This window comes from Rhodococcus sp. 15-649-2-2, from assembly GCF_002258645.1.
Classification (GTDB): Bacteria; Actinomycetota; Actinomycetes; order Mycobacteriales; family Mycobacteriaceae; genus Rhodococcoides.
This window is the reverse complement of the sequence record NZ_NPFM01000001.1, coordinates 95692-114165: the sequence shown is the minus strand read 5'-3', so window position 1 is coordinate 114165 and position 18474 is coordinate 95692. Positions and strand designations below refer to the sequence as shown.

Below are 18474 nucleotides of genomic sequence, written 5' to 3'. Positions count from 1 at the left end.
CACACCGATTCTGTTCGGTTGTCGGTCAGCCGGCCTTGACGCGCAGACGCTCGACCTCCGAGCGAGAGTGACGCACGGCCTCGGTGTCGGCTCCTTTCCCGCTGGCAAGGTCGTGGGCGAGGTCGAGAATCGCGCGCCGAAGATGCTTGCGTGCTCGACGGGACTTGTGATGGGGCGCGGACTTGATGAACGCCTTGCGCGCCTTCTTCTCCAGGATGCCGTCCACCTCTGCGTCGGTCACGGTCCCCGCTTCGACCTCGGGGGCGAGGATGTCGCGGACGAACTGGTACTCGCGCGGCGCTGCTCGTCGAAACGCGATGGTCAGCACGGTGAACCCGAGCACGATGGAGCCGATCATGACGGGGAAGGTCAAGATGCCACCCATACCGAGGCCGGTGGCGTCGTCCCAGGTGAAGTGCAGGAACATGCCGAACAAGACGAATGCCAGGCCGCGCCCGATCCGGCGTGGCTGGGCCGCGGTGCCGATGATGTAGATGACACCCGTACAGACGAGGGCACTGAAGAGCGGATGGGAAACGAAGCTGACTGCGATGCGGGTGAACGACATCTGCACTGCCTGACCGACCGGATCGGTACCGAACGCCCGGGCAGTGGAGTTGGCCGCGTACAGAAAATCCTCGAAGACCGCGAATCCGAGTCCGAGGAACGCGCCGACTATCAGACCGTCGTTCGCGGTCCGAATCAATCGCGGGGCGAGGCCCATGAGGAGGATGAATCCGCAGAGTTTGGCGGCCTCTTCGGTGATCGGTGCAGTAGCACCGGCTGCCCAGTCGGCGCTCCACACCTGACCGAACAGCTTGGAGTAGATGCCGAGCATCGCGGTGTTCACGGTGTAGGCGAACGCGAAGGTTGCCGGGATAGCGCCCCACAGAAGCGCAGCGAGAACGAGGCGGCCTGGCTGGCGCTCCCAACGGTCGATATGACGGAACCAGGCGAACCACGCCAGCCCACACAAACCACACAGTATTGCCGAGATCGCGAAAGCGTCGGCGTAGAGACCGGCCGACGGCGCGAAGAACGCCCACGCCTGGAACACGCCGATCGCAGTCAAAGCGAGGTAGACCCAGAACGAAAGATTGTGGGGTTGCACGAAGCGGAAACGCTCACCCCAGCCGGAGACCTCGATCGCACGGGCCTGGCGTTGGCGGGCTTCGGAAGACTCGGAGCTGCGCGTGGTGTCGGTACCGGTCTCGCTCATGAGTTGTTCCCGTCTACGGTCCGGATGCTGGCGATCATGCTCTGGATGTCGTCGACGGCTGCGGTCATCTGAGCGGGAGGACCGTAGGCGGTGATTTTCACGCCGGTACCGGAGATGACGAATGCTGCGACCACACCGTCGCCGGTCACACTGCTGTAGGGCTGCGCGACACCCGTCTCGCCCGCCGTCGTGGTGAGAGTGGTCCGGTCGCCGTCGACCCGGAAGGTCGGGTCTTCGGTGCGGGAGGTGACCTTCTCTACCTGGTCCAACAATTCACCGGGAGTGCCGTCGAACGTGTCCGGCGAGACCTGGAAGGTGACGCCCTTCCCGGCGATGGTGGCGTCGCCGGACCTGCGTCCCTGATCGTTTGCCCGAAAGCCCGCTTCGACATCCCAGCCGGTGGCCGGGGTGAAGACGATGGTGTCGGTGATCGCGAGTTGCTCGCCGGCTACCACGGGATCGTCCCAGCCGATGGCTGCATTGACACGTGGCACGAAGATGGTCAGCACTACGAAGACCGCGACGACGAAGAGCGCCGGTGGAAACGAGCGTCGGTCGAGTCCGAGCAGACGATGCTCCGCCGGCACCCGATGTTCGTGGTGCGCAACATGTATCTGTGTCACGGGTACTCCTCGGTGCCGAGTGTTGTTCGTGCACATGGACCTCGTGATCGGTGCAGTCCAACAGGGGTGGAATGAGCAGAGTGGTGCTTGCGGTGCAACAGTGCGCGGTCGTTCATCACCGAGTTCATTGATATCAAAGGCGCGTGGGTATCCGCTGTCGCTCTGCTCGAAAAAAACTGAAAGTACATTTACTACGAAGAAATCAGAAGTTTGCCCTCGTCGCCAGACGGCATTCGCGATAGCCGCGACAGCACGTAATGCAAAAAGTGGTCGGGCGAGGGGAGAGGGCGAAACCAAGGTGCCTACATTGCTGTTCCGAGGGATGGTTCCTGGATTTCGAGAAAAGCGCCGGGCAGCAACGTCGTTCTTCGTACGGTGAACGGTACGGCCCGGCCTTTGAATATTGGGCCGGACCCGACATGCGACCGACAAGTCAGGTTCCGTGAGAGCAAAGCCCGGGCGGGTGCGCAGGAGTCCGTCGGTGGTGTCCGGATTCTCGATGTGGCCCTTGCGGTTTCACGCGGCTCGACGTCAGAAGATGACTCCATCGGTGGTACTCGCGATGTCCGAGACGACGTTGTATGCACTGGCGCGCAAGCGATCCAAGCTGTTCGGATCATGGCAGAACTTGGGACTACTCGCCAAGATTCCACGTTCGCACCTGAGCGTGGCGCACAGACGGCGCGGAAACGTTCTTCTTTCGACGTTGACGGATCATGCCGACCCGCCGATGCAGCGCATCCCGCCGCTTCTGTGCCCTCGGGCCGAGGACGCCAGCTAGGCTCGTTCGGTGACGGACTCAACGTGGGACGGGTATGTCCGTGTGCGCGGCGCCACCGAGCACAATCTGGCCGCTGTCGATGTCGACATACCTCGCAATGCCTTCGTCGCGTTCACAGGGGTGTCGGGGTCCGGAAAGTCGTCACTGGCTTTCAGCACCTTGTATGCCGAAGCGCAGCGACGCTACTTCGAGTCGGTTGCGCCATACGCGCGTCGGCTGCTTCAGCAAGTGGGCGCACCCCATGTCGCCTCCATCACCGGCCTTCCACCGGCCGTCGCGCTGCAGCAGCGCCGGGGTTCGCCCAGCTCACGCTCCAGCGTCGGCACCATCACCACCATGTCCAACCTGCTCCGCATGCTGTACTCGCGGGCCGGTAGCTATCCCGATGGTGCGCCGCTGCTCGCGGCGGAGGCGTTTTCACCCAACACGGTCGCCGGCGCGTGCCCGCGATGCGGCGGATTGGGCGACTTCCACGATGTGACAACGGAATTGCTCGTCCCCGACCCCTCGCTCAGTATTCGCGAGGGGGCGATCGCGGCGTGGCCGGGTGCGTGGCAGGGCGCAAACCTGCGCAGCATCGTCAGCGGCATGGGTATCGACATCGACGCGCCGTGGCGCACGCTGAAGAAGAAGGACCGGGAGTGGCTTCTCTTCACCGACGAGCACCCCAAGGTGTGGATCGAACCCGAAGAGGGCCGCGTCGACCACAGCTACGAAGGCAAGTTCTGGAGCGCTCGGAGTCACGTCATGCATGTTCTGGCGGACTCGAACAGCGAGCGGATGCGGGACCGCGCGCTGCAGTTCACCGAGACCGTTCGCTGCCCGATGTGCTCCGGCAGTGGACTGCGCGCCGATGCGCTGGCCGTCACCATCGCGGGCCGCTCGATCGCGGAGATCAATGCACTTTCCTTGACCGAACTAGCGCAGGTGTTGCGCCCGATCGGCGAACAGGAAGGAGAGGGAACCGAGGTGGCGGTACGCATCACCGCCGACCTGCTGGTCAGAATCGATGTGTTGCTCGGCCTGGGCTTGGGATATTTGGCGCTGGGGCGTAGCTCGACGACGCTGTCGCCTGGCGAGACGCAGCGATTGCGGATCGCCACGCAACTCCGTTCCGGTCTCTTCGGGGTGGTCTACGTGCTGGACGAACCTTCCGCAGGACTGCATCCCGCGGATGCCGAGCCACTGCTCGACGTCCTGGACCAGCTGAAGGCGTCGGGCAACTCCCTTTTCGTCGTCGAACACGACATGGACGTGGTTCGCCGCGCCGACTGGGTGGTCGATATCGGTCCCGCGGCCGGCGAGGGCGGTGGACGGGTTCTGTACAGCGGCCCCGTCCCTGGGTTGGAGGAGATCGAGGAATCGGTCACCGGCAGGCACCTCTTCGGTCGGGCGGAATCCGAGCAGCGCGAGGCGCGCCCCACCCAGGACTGGCTGACTCTGACCGGAGTCACCCGGCACAATCTGCAGGAGTTGACGGCGAAGTTCCCACACGCGGTGTTGACGGCAGTGACGGGTGTGTCGGGCTCTGGGAAGTCGACGCTCGTCAGCCAGGTCCTGTTCGAGGTGGCGCGCCACCGACTCGAGACCGCTGCGGACGAGGACGATGACGCGCAGATCGAGGTCGACGTGGCCGAGGTGTCCGGAATCGAGATGTTCACCCGCCTGGTCCGGGTGGATCAACGCCCCATCGGCCGAACCCCCCGATCGACACTGGCCACCTACGTCGGAATGTTCGATATCGTTCGCAAACTGTTTGCCGCCACCGATGAGGCCAAGGCCCGCGGATGGTCACCAGGACGGTTCTCCTTCAACGTCGCCGACGGACGATGCCCCACGTGCCAGGGTGACGGTTTCGTCGAGGTGGAGCTGCTGTTCCTTCCCGGCACCTACGGCCCTTGCCCCACCTGCCATGGTGACCGGTACACCCCGGAAACTCTCGAAATAACGTGGCGCGACAAGACAATTGCGGAAGTGCTGCACATGTCGGTGGACGAGGCCGCAATGTTCTTCGCCGATATCACGGGAGCATCCCGCAGTCTGGAGACCTTGCGCGACATCGGGCTCGGCTACCTTCGGCTCGGTCAACCTGCCACCGAGCTGAGCGGCGGAGAAGCGCAGCGCATCAAGATAGCCACCGAATTGCAGCGCACCCGCCGCGGCACTGCCCTCTATCTGCTGGACGAACCGACGGCAGGGCTGCATCCCTCCGACGTCGCACTGCTCATGCGCCAACTACACCTGCTTGTCGACGCGGGCAACACTGTGGTGATGGTGGAACACGACTTGGATGCCATCGCCTCCGCAGACTGGGTTATCGACCTCGGTCCCGGCGGCGGCGACAACGGGGGCACCGTGGTTGCCACCGGGACGCCCGCCGAAGTGGCGGCGTCTCCGGACAGCATCACGGGACCATATCTGGCCCGACGGCTCCAATCCTCAACTGCCGCTTCGTCTCATTGAGCTTCAGCACTACCGACGCGACCGACAACTATGCGAGCTACATCGTGGGCTTGCCGGCAATTCAGGACCACCGCTGTCCGCGATACCTTGCACGATGACGTCATGACAATCACTGAGCCTCCCACCCCGTTCGTTGTCGACGTTCCGCAATCCGAGCTCGACGACCTAGCCCGTCGTGTTCGGGACGCACGTCTGCCCGAACCCCTCGGTGCCGACGACTGGACTACTGGAGTGCCTGTGTCCGTGCTCCGTTCGATGGCGACCACCTGGGTCGACGACTTCAGCTGGCGAGAGGTGGAGAAGCAGCTCGCGTCGTTCCCTCAGTACATGGTGGAGATCGACGGGCAGCGCATCCACTACCTTCACGTGCGGTCGTCGCGAGCCGACTCCACTCCCGTGCTGCTGTGCCACGGATGGCCGGGGTCGTACCTCGAATTCCTCGACCTCGTCCCACTGCTGACCGAGCCGGACGACGCCGACCTTCAAGCCTTCGACGTGATCGTGCCATCCGTCCCCGGATTCGCATTCTCGACGCCGCTGTCCGACGGCGGGTGGAGTACCGATCGCGTGGCCCAAGCGTTCGTGGAGTTGATGAGTTTCCTCGGATACGGGTCCTATGTAGTGCAGGGCGGTGATTACGGTGCCGGAGTCGCACCGGCGATGGGTCGTCTCGATCCGGACCACTGCGCCGCCATTCATGTCAACGGGTCCATCGGCGCACCCTTCCAGGAACCCGACGAGGCAGAGCAGAAACGTTGCACCGAAACCGAATTGGACCGCTATCGACGTGTGGGCCAGTTCATGGAGTCGGAGTTCGGGTACATCTCCATCCAGTCGACGCGTCCGCAACTTCTCGGTGCTGCTCTGACCGACAGTCCCATCGGTCAGTTGTCGTGGATGCTGGACAAATTCCGCGCGTGGACTTATCCGTTCGACGCGGAACCGGATGGTGCCCTCGGCCGCAATCGGATACTCGCCCACGTCACCCTGTACTGGTTGACTCGGAGCGCCGGTAGCGCCGCCTACACGGTCTACGCGGCCGAGGGTGGAGCCTGGGATGGTCCGAAGGCTAAACCGTCGCAACCGGTGGGTGCCATCATGTTCGCGCACGACATCGGCATCAGGCACCTTGCGGAACACGAGTTCGACATCGCGCACTGGACCGAGGTTCCGGATCATGGTGGTCACTTCGCGGCGATGGAGGAGCCGGTGCGTCTTGCCGCGGATCTGCGCTCGTTCTTGTCTGCGTTATCGTCTGCCGGTTGACCGATCACTGGGGGTGGGGACAGTCGCCGCGGCGGCCGACGAACGCCGTCCGGCTGGAATCAGAATCGTCACACCGGCACCGATGACTGCCGGCAAGGCGAACGCCAACAGCTGAGTGCTGGTTCCCGCACCGGCGGCGACGAACAGTCCGCCGTATGTCGGACCGACGATCGCGCCGAGACGCCCCACCGCGAGTGCGACGCCCAGTCCTGTGGTCCGGCACGACACGGGGTAGTAGCCACCGATGAAAGTGTTGAGCAGGATCTGCGTCCCGGTTGTTCCCATTCCTGCGATCAGCACCAGAACGTAGACGATCCCGATCGGGGGAGTGGTCGCGATCAACGCCAACGACACTGCTGCACAGAGGAATCCGAGAGTCGTCACCGGCTTGATGCCGAACCGATCGGCCAGGTAAGCGCCGCCGAGTGCACCTACTGCACCGCCCACGTTGAGCACCAGCAGGAAGGACAGTGCTGCACCGAGCGGGTATCCGGCCGATCGCATCACCGCGGGCAACCAGGTCGCGACGCCGAACAACACCAGGAGGCACAACAGGGTCATCACCCAAAAGGACAGTGTCACCCGCGCACGGTTCGCAGTGAACAGCGCACCGATTCCGCGATCTGTCGACTTCGGGTCACCACCGGAATTCTTCACAGCTTCCTCGAGGCCGTAACGAGTCGAGATCGTCTGTGCCGCAGCGCTCCTGCCCTGCGAGTTCAGGAAAGCGGGGGATTCAGGGAGATAGCGGAGCATCATCGGCAGGATCAACAACGCCGGGATCATCCCAGCTGCGAACATCGCTCGGAAGCCGAATGCCGGGACGAGCCAGAGGGACAGGATCCCCGCCGCGATACCGCCGACGCTGGTCCCCACGAATCCCAGTGCGACCGTTCTCGCTCTGGTGTCGAGGCGGGAAAATTCGATCAGCATCGACGCCGCGGTCGGCATCAGAACTCCTGCCCCGACGCCGACGACAAATCGCGCTGCTCCGAACATCTCGGGCGAGGGTGCAAGTGCACAGCATCCCATTGCGGCCGAGAACAAAGCGACCGCGGCGATCAAGGCGCGTCGCCTACCCCAGCGATCTGCGATGCTGCCCGCGGCCAGCGCCCCGACCAACATGCCGACTCCCACCACCGATCCGAGTACACCGACGGTCGCCGGATCCAGATCCCACGGCTCGTACGCCAGGATCGACGGCACCACCGTTCCGTACATGAGAAGGTCGTACCCCTCCAGCGTCAACGCCGCCAGGCAGAGTGCGACCACGGGAGAGAAAGTGTTACGTGACATGAGTTTCCGCTCGCGAGAGGGTCAGATGAAGTGTTGGGACAACCAGGCACCGATGTCGGCGGCGGCCAGAGAAGCACCGGTGGGCGCGCCATCGCGAATGGGGCCACCGAAGTGGGTGCCCTCGATCGCGACGCGGGACTTGTCCACTGAGCCCAGAGCCTCGACCATCCTCGACGCATCTTCCGGGAAACACGCCTGATCGCCGGTCAATTCGACGAACAACGACGGGACCGTCACCGACGGTGCGCACCGAACGAAATCGGCGTTGGAGCTCAGACCGGACCACGTCGACAACCAGGCATCCGGTGTGGACAGGCGCGCGAACCCGACGAGCCCATAATTCGTCAGATCCGGCCGTCGGCCGAACAACGAACCATAGGGGCGGGCGTTGGGGCTCAGCGACAGGTCGGTGAATCTCAGGTCCGCGTCGGTGCGATAGACGGTCGATATGCGAGGTGCCAACGCATCTCGACGGTCGACAGGATCACGGCTTGTCTTGAAACGCCGTCGGGCGCCGGATGCTTCGGCGACCCGTGACCGCGCGATCGCGTCGAGCCGAGCGACGCGCTCGCGCTGAGCGGCGCGGTACCTCTGAACGAAATCAGAGGAATAGGTAGAGCTATCAGGTGCGTCGACAAATCCGTTCGCCTTATCGAAGGGATCGAGTGCCGGGTCGACGGACATGGGGTCCGATTCGTCGATGACGGACGGATCGATCAATCGCAGCAGCAGCGCACCCTGTCCGGGGTGTGGAGCCATGAAAATCGCACCGTCCGGCACGGGCATCTCCGCAGATGCGAGGTCGATCGGTCGACCTGCGGGCGTTGCCGCCAGCCGATCCTCGGGCGCGAGACCGGCCTGCTCGTGGTAGAACGCGAACAGGGTGCCACCACCCGAGTGTCCCAGCGTCACAACGTGATCGAAGGAGCGCGAGCGCAGGAACACCTGCCCGGCGGCGGCGTCGAGCAACGCCTGCTCGTGCACCAGGGAGATGTCGTTGTTCACCGATCGCGTGCCCTGAGTCCACACTGCGTATCCGCGGGCGAGCAACTCGGGCACAAGAACGTGATGCGTCAGGTCCTGTCTCGGGTGCATCAATGCAACAACCGTCTCGGCACCGGGAACGGTCCGCAGCACTCCGCTGACCTTGGCACCGTCCGCGGTGGTGAGCTCGTGCACCGAGGCCACCGTGTTCGACGGAGCCTCGGCGGCATCGATGTACCGGCCTGCTCCGAGTCGGGTCCGAGTCATGACTGCTCGACACGCAGGGCGTCTTTGTCCCACTGTGTGATTCGAGACTCCGACAGGCCAGAGACGCTGCTGTACCAGACGGCGTGTCTGCATCCGGTGGCCCGACGATCGATGACGATGTCCCCGTCCGAGACTATGCGGAAGTACGGGCCGACGTGGTCGACGCGTACGGCTGGGTCGACGTCGGCCACCGATGCGATAGTGGTGTTCTCGGGAATGTCGAGTACGTACAACGTGGTCACGAAACTCCCACCTCGTGCTCGGCCGACCAGTCGGCCGCACGTTCGACGATCAGTTCGGCCTTGCGGGTCAACAGGTTCGCCATACTCGGGTCGGGTCCGCGAACGACGTCGATCAGGGCGTCGATCGTCAGGTTCGCGTCGAGATCTTCCTGCGGCGTGACCGGCCGCATCGCGCGGGTGAGCTCGATCATGTAGCCGTTGGGATCGTGTGTGTAGATCGACTCGATCGTCTCGTGTTGGATCTGCATCTCCACGGGCCAGTCGCTGCCGTCCAGCCGCCGCCGGTATTCCATCAGGTCTTCTTCGCTGTCGACGTGGATTGCCAGGTGACGCGAGCGGATGAAGAAGATCGGAACGTCCTCGGCGAAGCGCGAGTACGAATCGCCCTGTGGTCCACCGTCGAACGGTTCGAGGCCGAAGTAGTAGAAGAACGCGAGGCGGTCGTCGTTGCCGATGTCGAAGAAGAAATGGATGAAGTCCGGATGCTTCTCCGGGCCCCACCCTGCGGCGCAGATGGAGTGGACGACGGGGAACCCGAGAACGTCTCGGTAGAACTCGACCGTTGCTGCCGGATCGAACGTGGGGTAGGCGACGTGGTCGACGCCCCGAACCTTGTGTGGCAAGTCGGACATGAAGATTTCCTCTCTACGAAAGTGACGATCTAGGAGGTGACGACGGCGTCTGCCCGGAGCAGTGAGCCGGCGTCCGGAAGATCGACGGGTAGGTCCAGCGCACGGAGCAGGCTGTAGGCGCCTGCCGTCGCGGCCGACAGAACGGGGATGCCGAATTCGTCCTCGGCAGCCTGGACGAGCGGAAGGGACGGCATCTGTACGCACGCGGAAATCACCAGGGCGTCGGCACCTGTGAGATCCAAGGACCGTGCCGCGTCCATGACTCGTTCGCCAGGGATGCAGCCGACTTCGGCGTTGTCGGAGACCTCGAGTGCACGCCAATCGAGGACGCGAATGCCTTCGGCCTCGATGTACTCGACCACCTTCTCGGCGAGCGGTCGCATGTACGGCGTCACGAGAACGATGTTCTTCGCGTCCAGAGCCCGCAGGCCTTCCACGAGTGCTCCCGCACTCGACCTGACGGCTGCATCGGATCCGCCCGTGGCGAGTTGTTCCGCGATGAGCCCCTCGACCCGTTGGTGTTCCCCGGGCCCGGCGACCATGAGAGCGACGAGGCATGCGTAGAGAATTGCGTCGATTCCGGCATCGCCCAACTCGAGGATGCACCGTTCGCGCTGGGCATTCATGGCCCGCAGTTGCTCCGGCGACACGGCCTGCATGCGCATGCGCGAGGAGTGGAACGAGAACCGGGCATCTCGATGTCGCGCCAACAGGGCGGGCATCTCCGTTTCCACGGTGACGTTGGAGCTCGGTACGACCAAGCCCACACGATGAATACTCATGAACTGCCTTTCAGTAATTGACGTTGATGACGAGTATTCGACGTATGCGACGATTCGTCAAGCGTCCTGAGCTGGGGAATCGAATCCCGGAGTCCGGTCGGGCAGTATCGAGGAAGGTGGCAGCACTCACATTCACGCTTGACATGTCGTCGGTCACGTCGAATACTCGACGCAGACGTAAGCAGTGTTCGAGAGTGTTTCGCTCTCACACGCCAGAACGTCTTCGACTCGGACCTAAGGAGCACACCGGCATGACCTATGTGATCGGAGTGGACGTCGGCGGAACGTTCACGGACGCAGTACTCGACGACAGTTCCGGCACCGTGGTCGCTGCCAAAGCGCCCTCGACACCACCCGACTATTCCCAGGGAGTCATCGACGTTCTCGAAGCGTTGGCCGAACAACTCGGATGCCCGGTGCAGGAAATGCTCGCGAACACCCACCACATCGCGCACGGCACCACGTCCTCGCTCAATGCTCTGGTGATGGGCAACGTCCCGCCGGTCGGGTTCCTGACCACCAAGGGGCATCGGGATTCGATCTACATCATGAACGTCGAGGGCCGGTACCTCGGTGGCTCTCCCGAGCAACTGCAGAACGTGTTGGGACAGAGCAAGTCCCACGGTCTCGTCCCCAAGCGACACGCACTCGAGGTCACCGAACGCCTCGACCGTGACGGCACGGTCGTCGTCGCGCTCGACGAGGAGTCCGCGCGCGTCGCCATCCGAAGCCTGGTCGACGACGGTGTCTCCGGAATTGCGGTCTCGCTGCTCTGGTCTTTCCGTAACCCTGTGCACGAGCAGCGTATTCGTGAACTCGTGCACGAGATCGCGCCCGACATGTTCGTTTCTTTGTCCTCCGAGGTGAGCCCGCGCATCCGTGAGTTCGCGCGTAACGCGACGACGATCATGAGCACCCAGATCGGACCGGGACTACGCGACTATCTGGGTTCGCTGGAATCCAAGTTGCGCGCACTCGATCTCGCCGGCCCACTCTTGGTGATGCAGAGCAACGGCGGTGCCGTTGCCGCAGCCGAGGCACCGAAGAACGCCATCAGCACGGTCGGCTCGGTCCTCACCGGCGGCGTGGTCGGAGCCGTATCACTCGGAAAGCAGCTCGGACACAAGAACATCATCGCCACCGACGTCGGCGGAACCACCTTCCTCGTCGGACTCGTCGTGGACGGTGAGCCGGTGCGTGCGTCGAGCACCATCATCAATCACCACCCGATCAACGTGCCCACCCTGCAGGTGCACGCCATCGGCTCCGGGGGCGGTGCCATCGCGTGGGTGGATGCCGGCGGCAACCTCCAGATCGGGCCGCACAGCGCCCAGGCGGTGCCCGGACCTGCCTGTTACGGACAGGGCGGCACCGAACCCACCAATGCCGACGCCAACCTCGTCCTCGGCATCCTCCCCGAACGCGGACTGCTCGGTGGTCGCAAACCACTCGACAAAGAGCTTGCGCGCGAGGCTATTCGACGCCGCATTGCGGAACCGCTCGGTCTGTCGATCGAGGACGCGGCGGCCGCGATCTACGCCGTTCAGAACGCACAGACCGGCGACCTCCTGCGCAAGACGGTCGTCGAAGCCGGACACGATCCGCGCAACTTCGTTCTCTACGCATTCGGAGGAGCCGGCCCATCGCATTGCGCTGCCTATGCAGCCGAAGTCGGCGTCAAGGAAGTCATCGTTCCACTCGGGCAGGTGGCATCGGCGTTCTCGGCTTACGGTCTTGCGTCGTCGAACATCGTGCTCGCGGCCGAGCTGTCCGACCCGGCGGCGATGCCGCTCGATCCTGCTCGCGCAGAAGCGAATTTCGACGGCCTCGAGAAGCGAGTCCGCGAAGCCCTCGGTCGACAAGGACTCAATTTCACGTCTGTCCAGGTCGAACGTGAAATCGACATGCGGTACACGATGCAGTTGGCAGAGGTTGCCACCACCATTCCCGAAGGCTCGCTCGACTCGTCGAGCGTCGCACACGCGTCCGACCTCTTCGAGCAGCGCTACGCAGACTTGTACGGGAAGGACAGCGGTTTCCGTGAAGCAGGTATTCAGGCGATCACCTACCGCGTGCGTGCAACCGGCGTCCTGCCGTTCTCACCGACGCTCCCCGAGCTGAAGTCGGCCGACTCCGCCGACGCCTCGGTCGCCCGCATCGGCACCCGAAAAGTCAACTTGGACGGTCGAATCGGATACGTCGACACCGACATCTACGACTACAGCAAGCTCGCCGCCGGGCATGTGCTCGCCGGCCCCGCCATCGTCGAAGTCCCGACGACCACAGTCGTCGTCCCGCACGGCACCACCGGAACTGTCGACCGCCTCGGCAACCTCAACATCGTCGCCGGCTGAGACCACAGGAGAACCGAACCATGACATCCGCAATTCCCGGGTCCGAGATCTTCTCGTCCCGCCCCGTCGACCCCGACGCCCTCGCCCGCACCCTGCCACCGACGCTGCCGGTGCACACCGTCACCCAGCAGCAGATCGACGAGCTCGACCCGCTGACCTACGAGGTCATCCGACACCGACTCTGGTCGGTCACCGACGAGATGGGCGAGGCACTCAAACGGATGTCGGGCTCACCCATCGTCACCGACGCGAACGATTTCGACTTCGCGATCAGTGACGAACTGGGACAGGAGGTTCAGGTGGGCCTCTACAACACCATGCTCGTCGGAGCCGTCGACCTGGCGATCTACTGGACCCTGCAACACCGCGCCACCAACCCGGGAATTGCGCCGGGTGACATGTTCCTGTGCAACGACCCATGGGTCGGCGGGGGACTGCATCAGAGTGACGTCATCGTCTACCAACCCATCTTCCACGAGGGCAAACTGTTCGCCTGGACCAGTGCAATCTGCCACGAACCCGACCTCGGTGGTTCCGGCCTGGGATCGTTCGATCCGTCGGCGAAAGACGTGTTCTCCGAATCGCTTCCGACTCCACCGGTCAAGGTGGTCCGCGACTACGAGCTACAGCGCGACGTCTCCGACCTCTGGGTTCGACGCTCCCGCGTTCCCATGTTGGTCGGGCTCGACCTGCGCGCCAAGATCGGCGCGAACACCGTCGGCCGCAACCGCATGCTCGCCGTCATCGAGCAGTACGGTGCCGACACCGTCAAAGCCGTCATGAAGCGCATGATGACCGACGCCGAAGGACGCCTGCGCAGCAAGCTCTCCTCGCTGCCCGACGGAACCTGGAAGGCCACCGGCTACCAGGACCAGTCGCACACCGGTGATCGCGAGGTGCACAAGATCACCGTCGCGATGAGCAAGACCGACGACCATCTCACGTTCGACTTCACCGGCACCGACAAGCAGACCGGCGTCATCAACTGCACCTATGCAGGCATGCGCGGCGGCGTCATGCTCGCGTTGCTTCCGATCCTCGCGGGCGACATCCCCTGGTCCGCAGGCGGATTGATGCGATGCTTCGACCTGGTGTCCGAGGAGGGCACCATCAACAACGCGAGCTTCCCGGCGGCGGTCAGCCGTGGTCCCATCGGACCTGCTTGGCTGACTGGAACCCTCATCGCCGAATGCCTGTCGCAGATGCTGGACCGATCGGTCGACCTCGGCAAGAGCGTGCAGGCTGCGTGCTGCGGTACCTGGGACACCGCCGTGATCGCAGGCCTCGACGAACGCGGAGAGCAACCCGTTCCGTTCCTCAACATCATGATGGAACCGATGGCAGGCGGTTACGGCGCACGCCCGACCGCCGACGGCATGGACACCGGCGGACTCTTCTGCATTCCGATGGGGCGCATCCCCGATACGGAAATGACCGAGTTCCTCTACCCGCTGCTCACACTGTGGCGTCGTGAAGAACCCGACTCCGGTGGACCCGGTCGTCAACGCGGTGGCGTGAGTGCATCGCTCGCGGTCACGCCGTACGGCACCTCGCTCCCGATGGGCCTCGTCCTCGCCTCGGCGGGTAAAGCAGTGGCGCAGAACAACGGACTCGCCGGCGGATACCCCGGCAACACCGGACTCGAAATTCTGGCGCGCAGTACCGACGTCATCGAGCAGTTCGCGGCAGGGAAGATTCCCGGAGCCCTCGAAGATCTGGGCGGCGGAAAGGAATTCGGAGCATGCTACGCCGAAAGCTATGTCGCTCCCGGTGAGGTGCTGTACATGCACTGGCAGGGAGGCGGCGGTTACGGAGATCCGTTGCATCGCGATCCCGGGGCTGTCGTCGTGGACTTACGCGAGGGCAAGGTCACCGCAGAGGGGGCGAACGTCGTCTACGGCGTGGTGATCGACGCGGGAAAGGTGGACGAGGTAGCAACTGCGCAACGACGTCGAGACATGATCGACGAACGGCGCACGCGGTCCACCCAGCACTCCGACGCCCCCATCATGGATCTCTCGCTGGCCAGACGTCTCGACGACAACCTGTCCGAGGTGACCGTCGGGGACGTTCGGGTCATCGCCTGTGCACAGTGCGGTCGACTGCTCGGTGACGAGAAGACCAGCGGCGTGTTGGATCTGGCTCGCTACGAGGGGCCGTCCTCGGCGGCGGGTCCGCAGGTGACGTCGGATCCGTCCATATACGTCGACACGCCCATCGTGTTCCGTCAGCTGTGCTGCCCGGGATGCTGGACGGCCGTGTACTCGGGAATCGTCCCGGCCGATCACCCCGATCATTCGTTGGAGATCTCACGATTGCTCCCGGCGGTGGCCGAACGATGACGGTGATCACCGACGCGACCCACTCGGACTGGGACGGCCGGCTGGTGGGCTACCCGGAGGATCGCGCGCAGCAGTACCGCCGGAGTGGTTCGTGGAGTTCACTTCCCACGAGTCGCCGGTTCCGCGACATCGCTCTTCGGTATCCCGACAGGCTCGCGATCATCAGCGCCGAGGGTTCGATGACGTTCGCCGAACTCGACCGCCGGACCGATGCCATCGCTGCCGGCTTGATGCGACTGGGGCTGGCGCGCCTGGACCCTGTGTTGTTCCAACTGACGAACCGGCTGGAGACGGTGCTGGCCTGGTACGGCTGCGTCAAGGCCGGGCTGGTTCCGGTCGCCACACTGGCCGCGCACCGAATGCACGAGATCGCGCACATCGGTGCCGCGGTGGGCGCAGTCGCGCATATCGTCGAGGCCGGCCTGCCGTCGTTCGATCTGGTCTCGTTCGCCCACGAACACGCCGCGGGCAGCGAGACCGTTCGCCACGTGGTCACAGTCGGGTCGGTGGACACCGACGAACTGCGCGTGGAGGACCTCGGTCTCGACATCGATCCCACCCAAGCCCGAGCTCTCGTCGAGGCCATCGAGGCGGAAACGGATCCCGAAGATGTGGTTGCATTCCAATTGTCCGGCGGGACAACGGGAGTGCCCAAGGTCATCCCACGGATCCATGCCGAGTACTGGAACAACGCACTCATGTACGCCCAACGGCTCGAATGGACCGCGGACAGCCGCGTCGCCCATCTGATCCCCATCGTGCACAACGCAGGGATCGCCTGCGGTCTGCACGCCTCGCATTCGGTCGGTGCGTGCCTCGTACTCGCGACCGCCGACGTCGGATCGGCGTTCGACCTGATGGAGCGTGCGGAGGCCACCGAGGTGTTGATCGGCCACGGTCACTACCAGGCCGTGTCGAGTCCCGAGTTCGATCGCGTGAGTAGGCGTCTGCGGCACGTGATCCTGTCCGGTGCCAAAGTGTCGCCGGCGCTGATGGACCGCGTCGACGACGGCGGAGATCATTGGGCGGGTCAGTTGTTCGGGATGTCCGAGGGGCTGCTCACCGTTACCCCGGTCGCCGCCCCTCGCGACGCTCGAATCACCACAGTCGGCACGCCTGTCTGTGCGGAGGACGAGGTGCGCATTCTCGATCCCGGCACGGAGATCGAGCTACCCGACGGGGACGTCGGCGAATTGTGTTGCCGCGGGCCGTACACGATCACCGGGTATTTCGGTGCCCCCGAGCACAATCGAACTGCCTTCACCACCGACGGCTTCTACCGCACCGGCGATCTGGCGTCGATCTCCGTCGTCGACGGCGAGCGGTACGTCACGATCGAGGGGCGCATCAAAGACCTCATCAACCGCGGCGGCGAGAAGATCAACGCCGAGGAAGTGGAGCTTCTTCTGCTCGACCATCCGGCCATCGTGGGCGCGGCCGTCGTAGCGATGCCCGACCCTCGACTCGGCGAGAAGACGTGCGCGTATCTCGTCACCGACGGGGCGCCGTTGACGATGGCCGACGTGCAGGACCATCTCACGGGACTTGGTGTGGCCAAGTTCAAATGGCCGGAGCGCCTCGAATGGCTCGACGCGCTTCCCCGAACCAACGTCAACAAGATCGACAAGAAGCGTTTGCGGCTGGACATCGCCGCGAAGCTCGAGAGGCAACGATGAAACTCGACCGCGTCGCAGTCATCGGCGGGGGCCCCGGTGGCCTCTACGCCGCGCGGCTGCTGAAACTGTCCAACCCCGCCGCGGAGATCGCCGTCTACGAACAGAGTTCACCGGACACCACGTTCGGGTTCGGAGTGGGCCTCGCCTCACGGACGCAGCGGAATCTACGTCAGGCCGACGCCGCATCACTCGATGCTATTGTCGCTCAGGCGTACTCACACGAGATGTCCATGCAGGTGGGGGAGTCGATCGCCCGCTTGGCCCACGGTGATCTGCTCGCTGTGGCCCGTACCTCGCTGCTGTCCGTCCTGCAGGAGCAAGCGCGAGACGCCGGGGTTCGGCTCGAATTCGGCGAACGCCGTGCACCGGGCGATCTCGATGTCGACCTCGTCATCGCCTCGGACGGAATCAACAGCGCAACGCGAACGGCAGACCCGGGGTTCGGCACCGACATCACCATCGGATCCGGCCTCTACCTCTGGTGCGGAACGGATTTCGCACTGGCAAGCGCGATTTTCGTACCCGTCACCACCGAGCACGGCACTTTCGTCGCACACGCGTATCCCTATGCGCCGGATCGCAGTACGTTCCTGATCGAGACGGATCTCGACACGTGGCATCGCGCGGGCTTCGACGTCACGACGGATGACACGGACCCGACCGACAGTGACGAGACGTCGTTGCGCTACCTCGAGACGGCTTTTGCCGACACCCTCCAGGATCACAGGCTCATCGGAAACCGGACCAGGTGGATGCAGTTCCGAACCGTCAAGTGCCGAAAGTGGTCGGTGGACAACGTCGTTCTCCTCGGGGACGCCGCCCACACCGCCCATTACTCGATCGGATCGGGAACGAAGCTGGCCATGGAAGACGCCATCGCACTCGATGCTGCGCTGGCGTCGGCTGCGACCGTCGGCGATGCCCTCACCGAGTACGAACGGGTGCGTCGCCCCGCGGTCGAACACCTCCAGCAGATCGCAGTGCGAAGTGAACAGTGGTGGGAGTCGTTCCCACAACGGATGGATCTGCCCGTGGAGCAACTGATGGTGGCGTACATGACGCGCGCCGGAAAGGTCGGCCTGGAGCGATTCCTCGAGTCTGCGCCCGAGGTGGCGTGGAAGGGAATCGCGAGCTACGCGCAGGTTCCGGCAGATTCGGAGGTTCCTGTCGATGTGTCTCGCTGGATCCTCTCGCGGCCCGTCGAACATGGTGGGCGGCTATTTCCCGACCGATTCGCCCCGTCCGATCTTCGCGAAGAGCCGACGACAACGGTGGTCTCGGTGGACGTCGAATCTGCGTGGAACGAGAAGGCCACGGCCATTGTCGACGAGTGCAGGGCAAGCACCACGGTGTGGCTGACCGGTTCCGGCGAGCGTGATCACGTCCTGACCCGACTCGATGTTGCAGAGCGAATGATGCGCAGCACCAGTGCACTCGTCGTCGTCGACGTACCGGAAGAGTGGATGCCCGACGCGGTGGCAGGTCTGGTCAGTGCGCGCACCCACCTCGTGTCTGTCGGTCGTTGACGGGAGCGACGGTTATTCTTC

At 64.1% G+C, this 18474-nt stretch carries 14 protein-coding genes; 7 read left to right on the top strand and 7 right to left on the bottom strand.

Features of this window, described 5'->3' with window-relative positions; translation table 11 throughout:
* Nucleotides 1-25 precede the first annotated feature (25 nt).
* Together CH305_RS00565 and CH305_RS00560 are read right to left on the bottom strand one after the other, a co-directional pair.
* Entirely contained in the window at nt 26-1219 is a 1194-nt protein-coding gene (locus CH305_RS00565) for a PrsW family intramembrane metalloprotease (protein ID WP_094702007.1), read from the bottom strand.
* A complete protein-coding gene (locus CH305_RS00560) occupies nt 1216-1842 on the bottom strand; it encodes a hypothetical protein (protein ID WP_143545216.1) in 627 nt (208 codons plus the stop codon). Before CH305_RS00560 ends, CH305_RS00565 begins: the two co-directional genes overlap by 4 nt.
* 481 nt (nt 1843-2323) lie before the next feature.
* Between CH305_RS00560 and CH305_RS00555 the strand changes: the two genes are divergently transcribed.
* From CH305_RS00555 to CH305_RS00545, 3 genes are all read left to right on the top strand, one after another.
* Nucleotides 2324-2623 (top strand): hypothetical protein, encoded by a 300-nt coding sequence (locus tag CH305_RS00555; RefSeq protein ID WP_143545215.1) that lies wholly within the window; start codon nt 2324-2326, stop codon nt 2621-2623.
* 9 nt (nt 2624-2632) lie between these two features.
* On the top strand, nt 2633-5086 hold the full coding sequence (locus tag CH305_RS00550; RefSeq protein ID WP_094702001.1) for an excinuclease ABC subunit UvrA: 2454 nt from the start codon (nt 2633-2635) through the stop codon (nt 5084-5086).
* A 102-nt stretch (nt 5087-5188) separates the two neighbouring features.
* Nucleotides 5189-6352 (top strand): epoxide hydrolase family protein, encoded by a 1164-nt coding sequence (locus tag CH305_RS00545; protein ID WP_094701999.1) that lies wholly within the window; start codon nt 5189-5191, stop codon nt 6350-6352.
* Here CH305_RS00545 and CH305_RS00540 read toward each other — a convergent pair.
* Genes CH305_RS00540 through CH305_RS00520 form a run of 5 tightly spaced genes read right to left on the bottom strand, consistent with a single transcriptional unit; the run spans nt 6335 to nt 10555 of the window.
* Complete coding sequence (locus tag CH305_RS00540; RefSeq protein WP_094701997.1) at nt 6335-7648, bottom strand: MFS transporter; 1314 nt, start codon at nt 7646-7648, stop codon at nt 6335-6337. The two genes, CH305_RS00545 and CH305_RS00540, sit on opposite strands and share 18 nt — an antisense overlap.
* A 21-nt stretch (nt 7649-7669) precedes the next feature.
* Nucleotides 7670-8899, bottom strand: coding sequence for an alpha/beta hydrolase (locus CH305_RS00535; RefSeq protein WP_094701995.1), 1230 nt, complete (start codon nt 8897-8899; stop codon nt 7670-7672).
* A complete protein-coding gene (locus tag CH305_RS00530; RefSeq protein WP_037176298.1) occupies nt 8896-9141 on the bottom strand; it encodes a hypothetical protein in 246 nt (81 codons plus the stop codon). The genes CH305_RS00535 and CH305_RS00530 overlap by 4 nt, the downstream gene beginning before the upstream one ends.
* Nucleotides 9138-9773 (bottom strand): VOC family protein, encoded by a 636-nt coding sequence (locus tag CH305_RS00525; protein ID WP_094680188.1) that lies wholly within the window; start codon nt 9771-9773, stop codon nt 9138-9140. The genes CH305_RS00530 and CH305_RS00525 overlap by 4 nt, the downstream gene beginning before the upstream one ends.
* A 29-nt stretch (nt 9774-9802) precedes the next feature.
* On the bottom strand, nt 9803-10555 hold the full coding sequence (locus tag CH305_RS00520; protein ID WP_037176300.1) for a maleate cis-trans isomerase: 753 nt from the start codon (nt 10553-10555) through the stop codon (nt 9803-9805).
* Between the two features lie 251 nt (nt 10556-10806).
* On the opposite strand from CH305_RS00520, the gene CH305_RS00515 reads away from it, so the two are divergent.
* From CH305_RS00515 to CH305_RS00500, 4 genes are read left to right on the top strand one after another with little or no spacing between them, the layout of a single operon-like run.
* A complete protein-coding gene (locus CH305_RS00515; protein WP_032404176.1) occupies nt 10807-12909 on the top strand; it encodes a hydantoinase/oxoprolinase family protein in 2103 nt (700 codons plus the stop codon).
* Between the two features lie 20 nt (nt 12910-12929).
* Nucleotides 12930-15251 carry a hydantoinase B/oxoprolinase family protein gene (locus CH305_RS00510; protein WP_094701993.1) on the top strand — a complete coding sequence of 774 codons (2322 nt, stop codon included), beginning with the start codon at nt 12930-12932 and terminating at the stop codon, nt 15249-15251.
* Nucleotides 15248-16927 (top strand): (2,3-dihydroxybenzoyl)adenylate synthase, encoded by a 1680-nt coding sequence (locus CH305_RS00505; RefSeq protein ID WP_094701991.1) that lies wholly within the window; start codon nt 15248-15250, stop codon nt 16925-16927. Before CH305_RS00510 ends, CH305_RS00505 begins: the two co-directional genes overlap by 4 nt.
* Nucleotides 16924-18453, top strand: a complete 1530-nt coding sequence (locus CH305_RS00500) for an FAD-dependent monooxygenase (RefSeq protein ID WP_094701989.1) — start codon at nt 16924-16926, stop codon at nt 18451-18453. The genes CH305_RS00505 and CH305_RS00500 overlap by 4 nt, the downstream gene beginning before the upstream one ends.
* Nucleotides 18454-18474 lie beyond the last annotated feature (21 nt).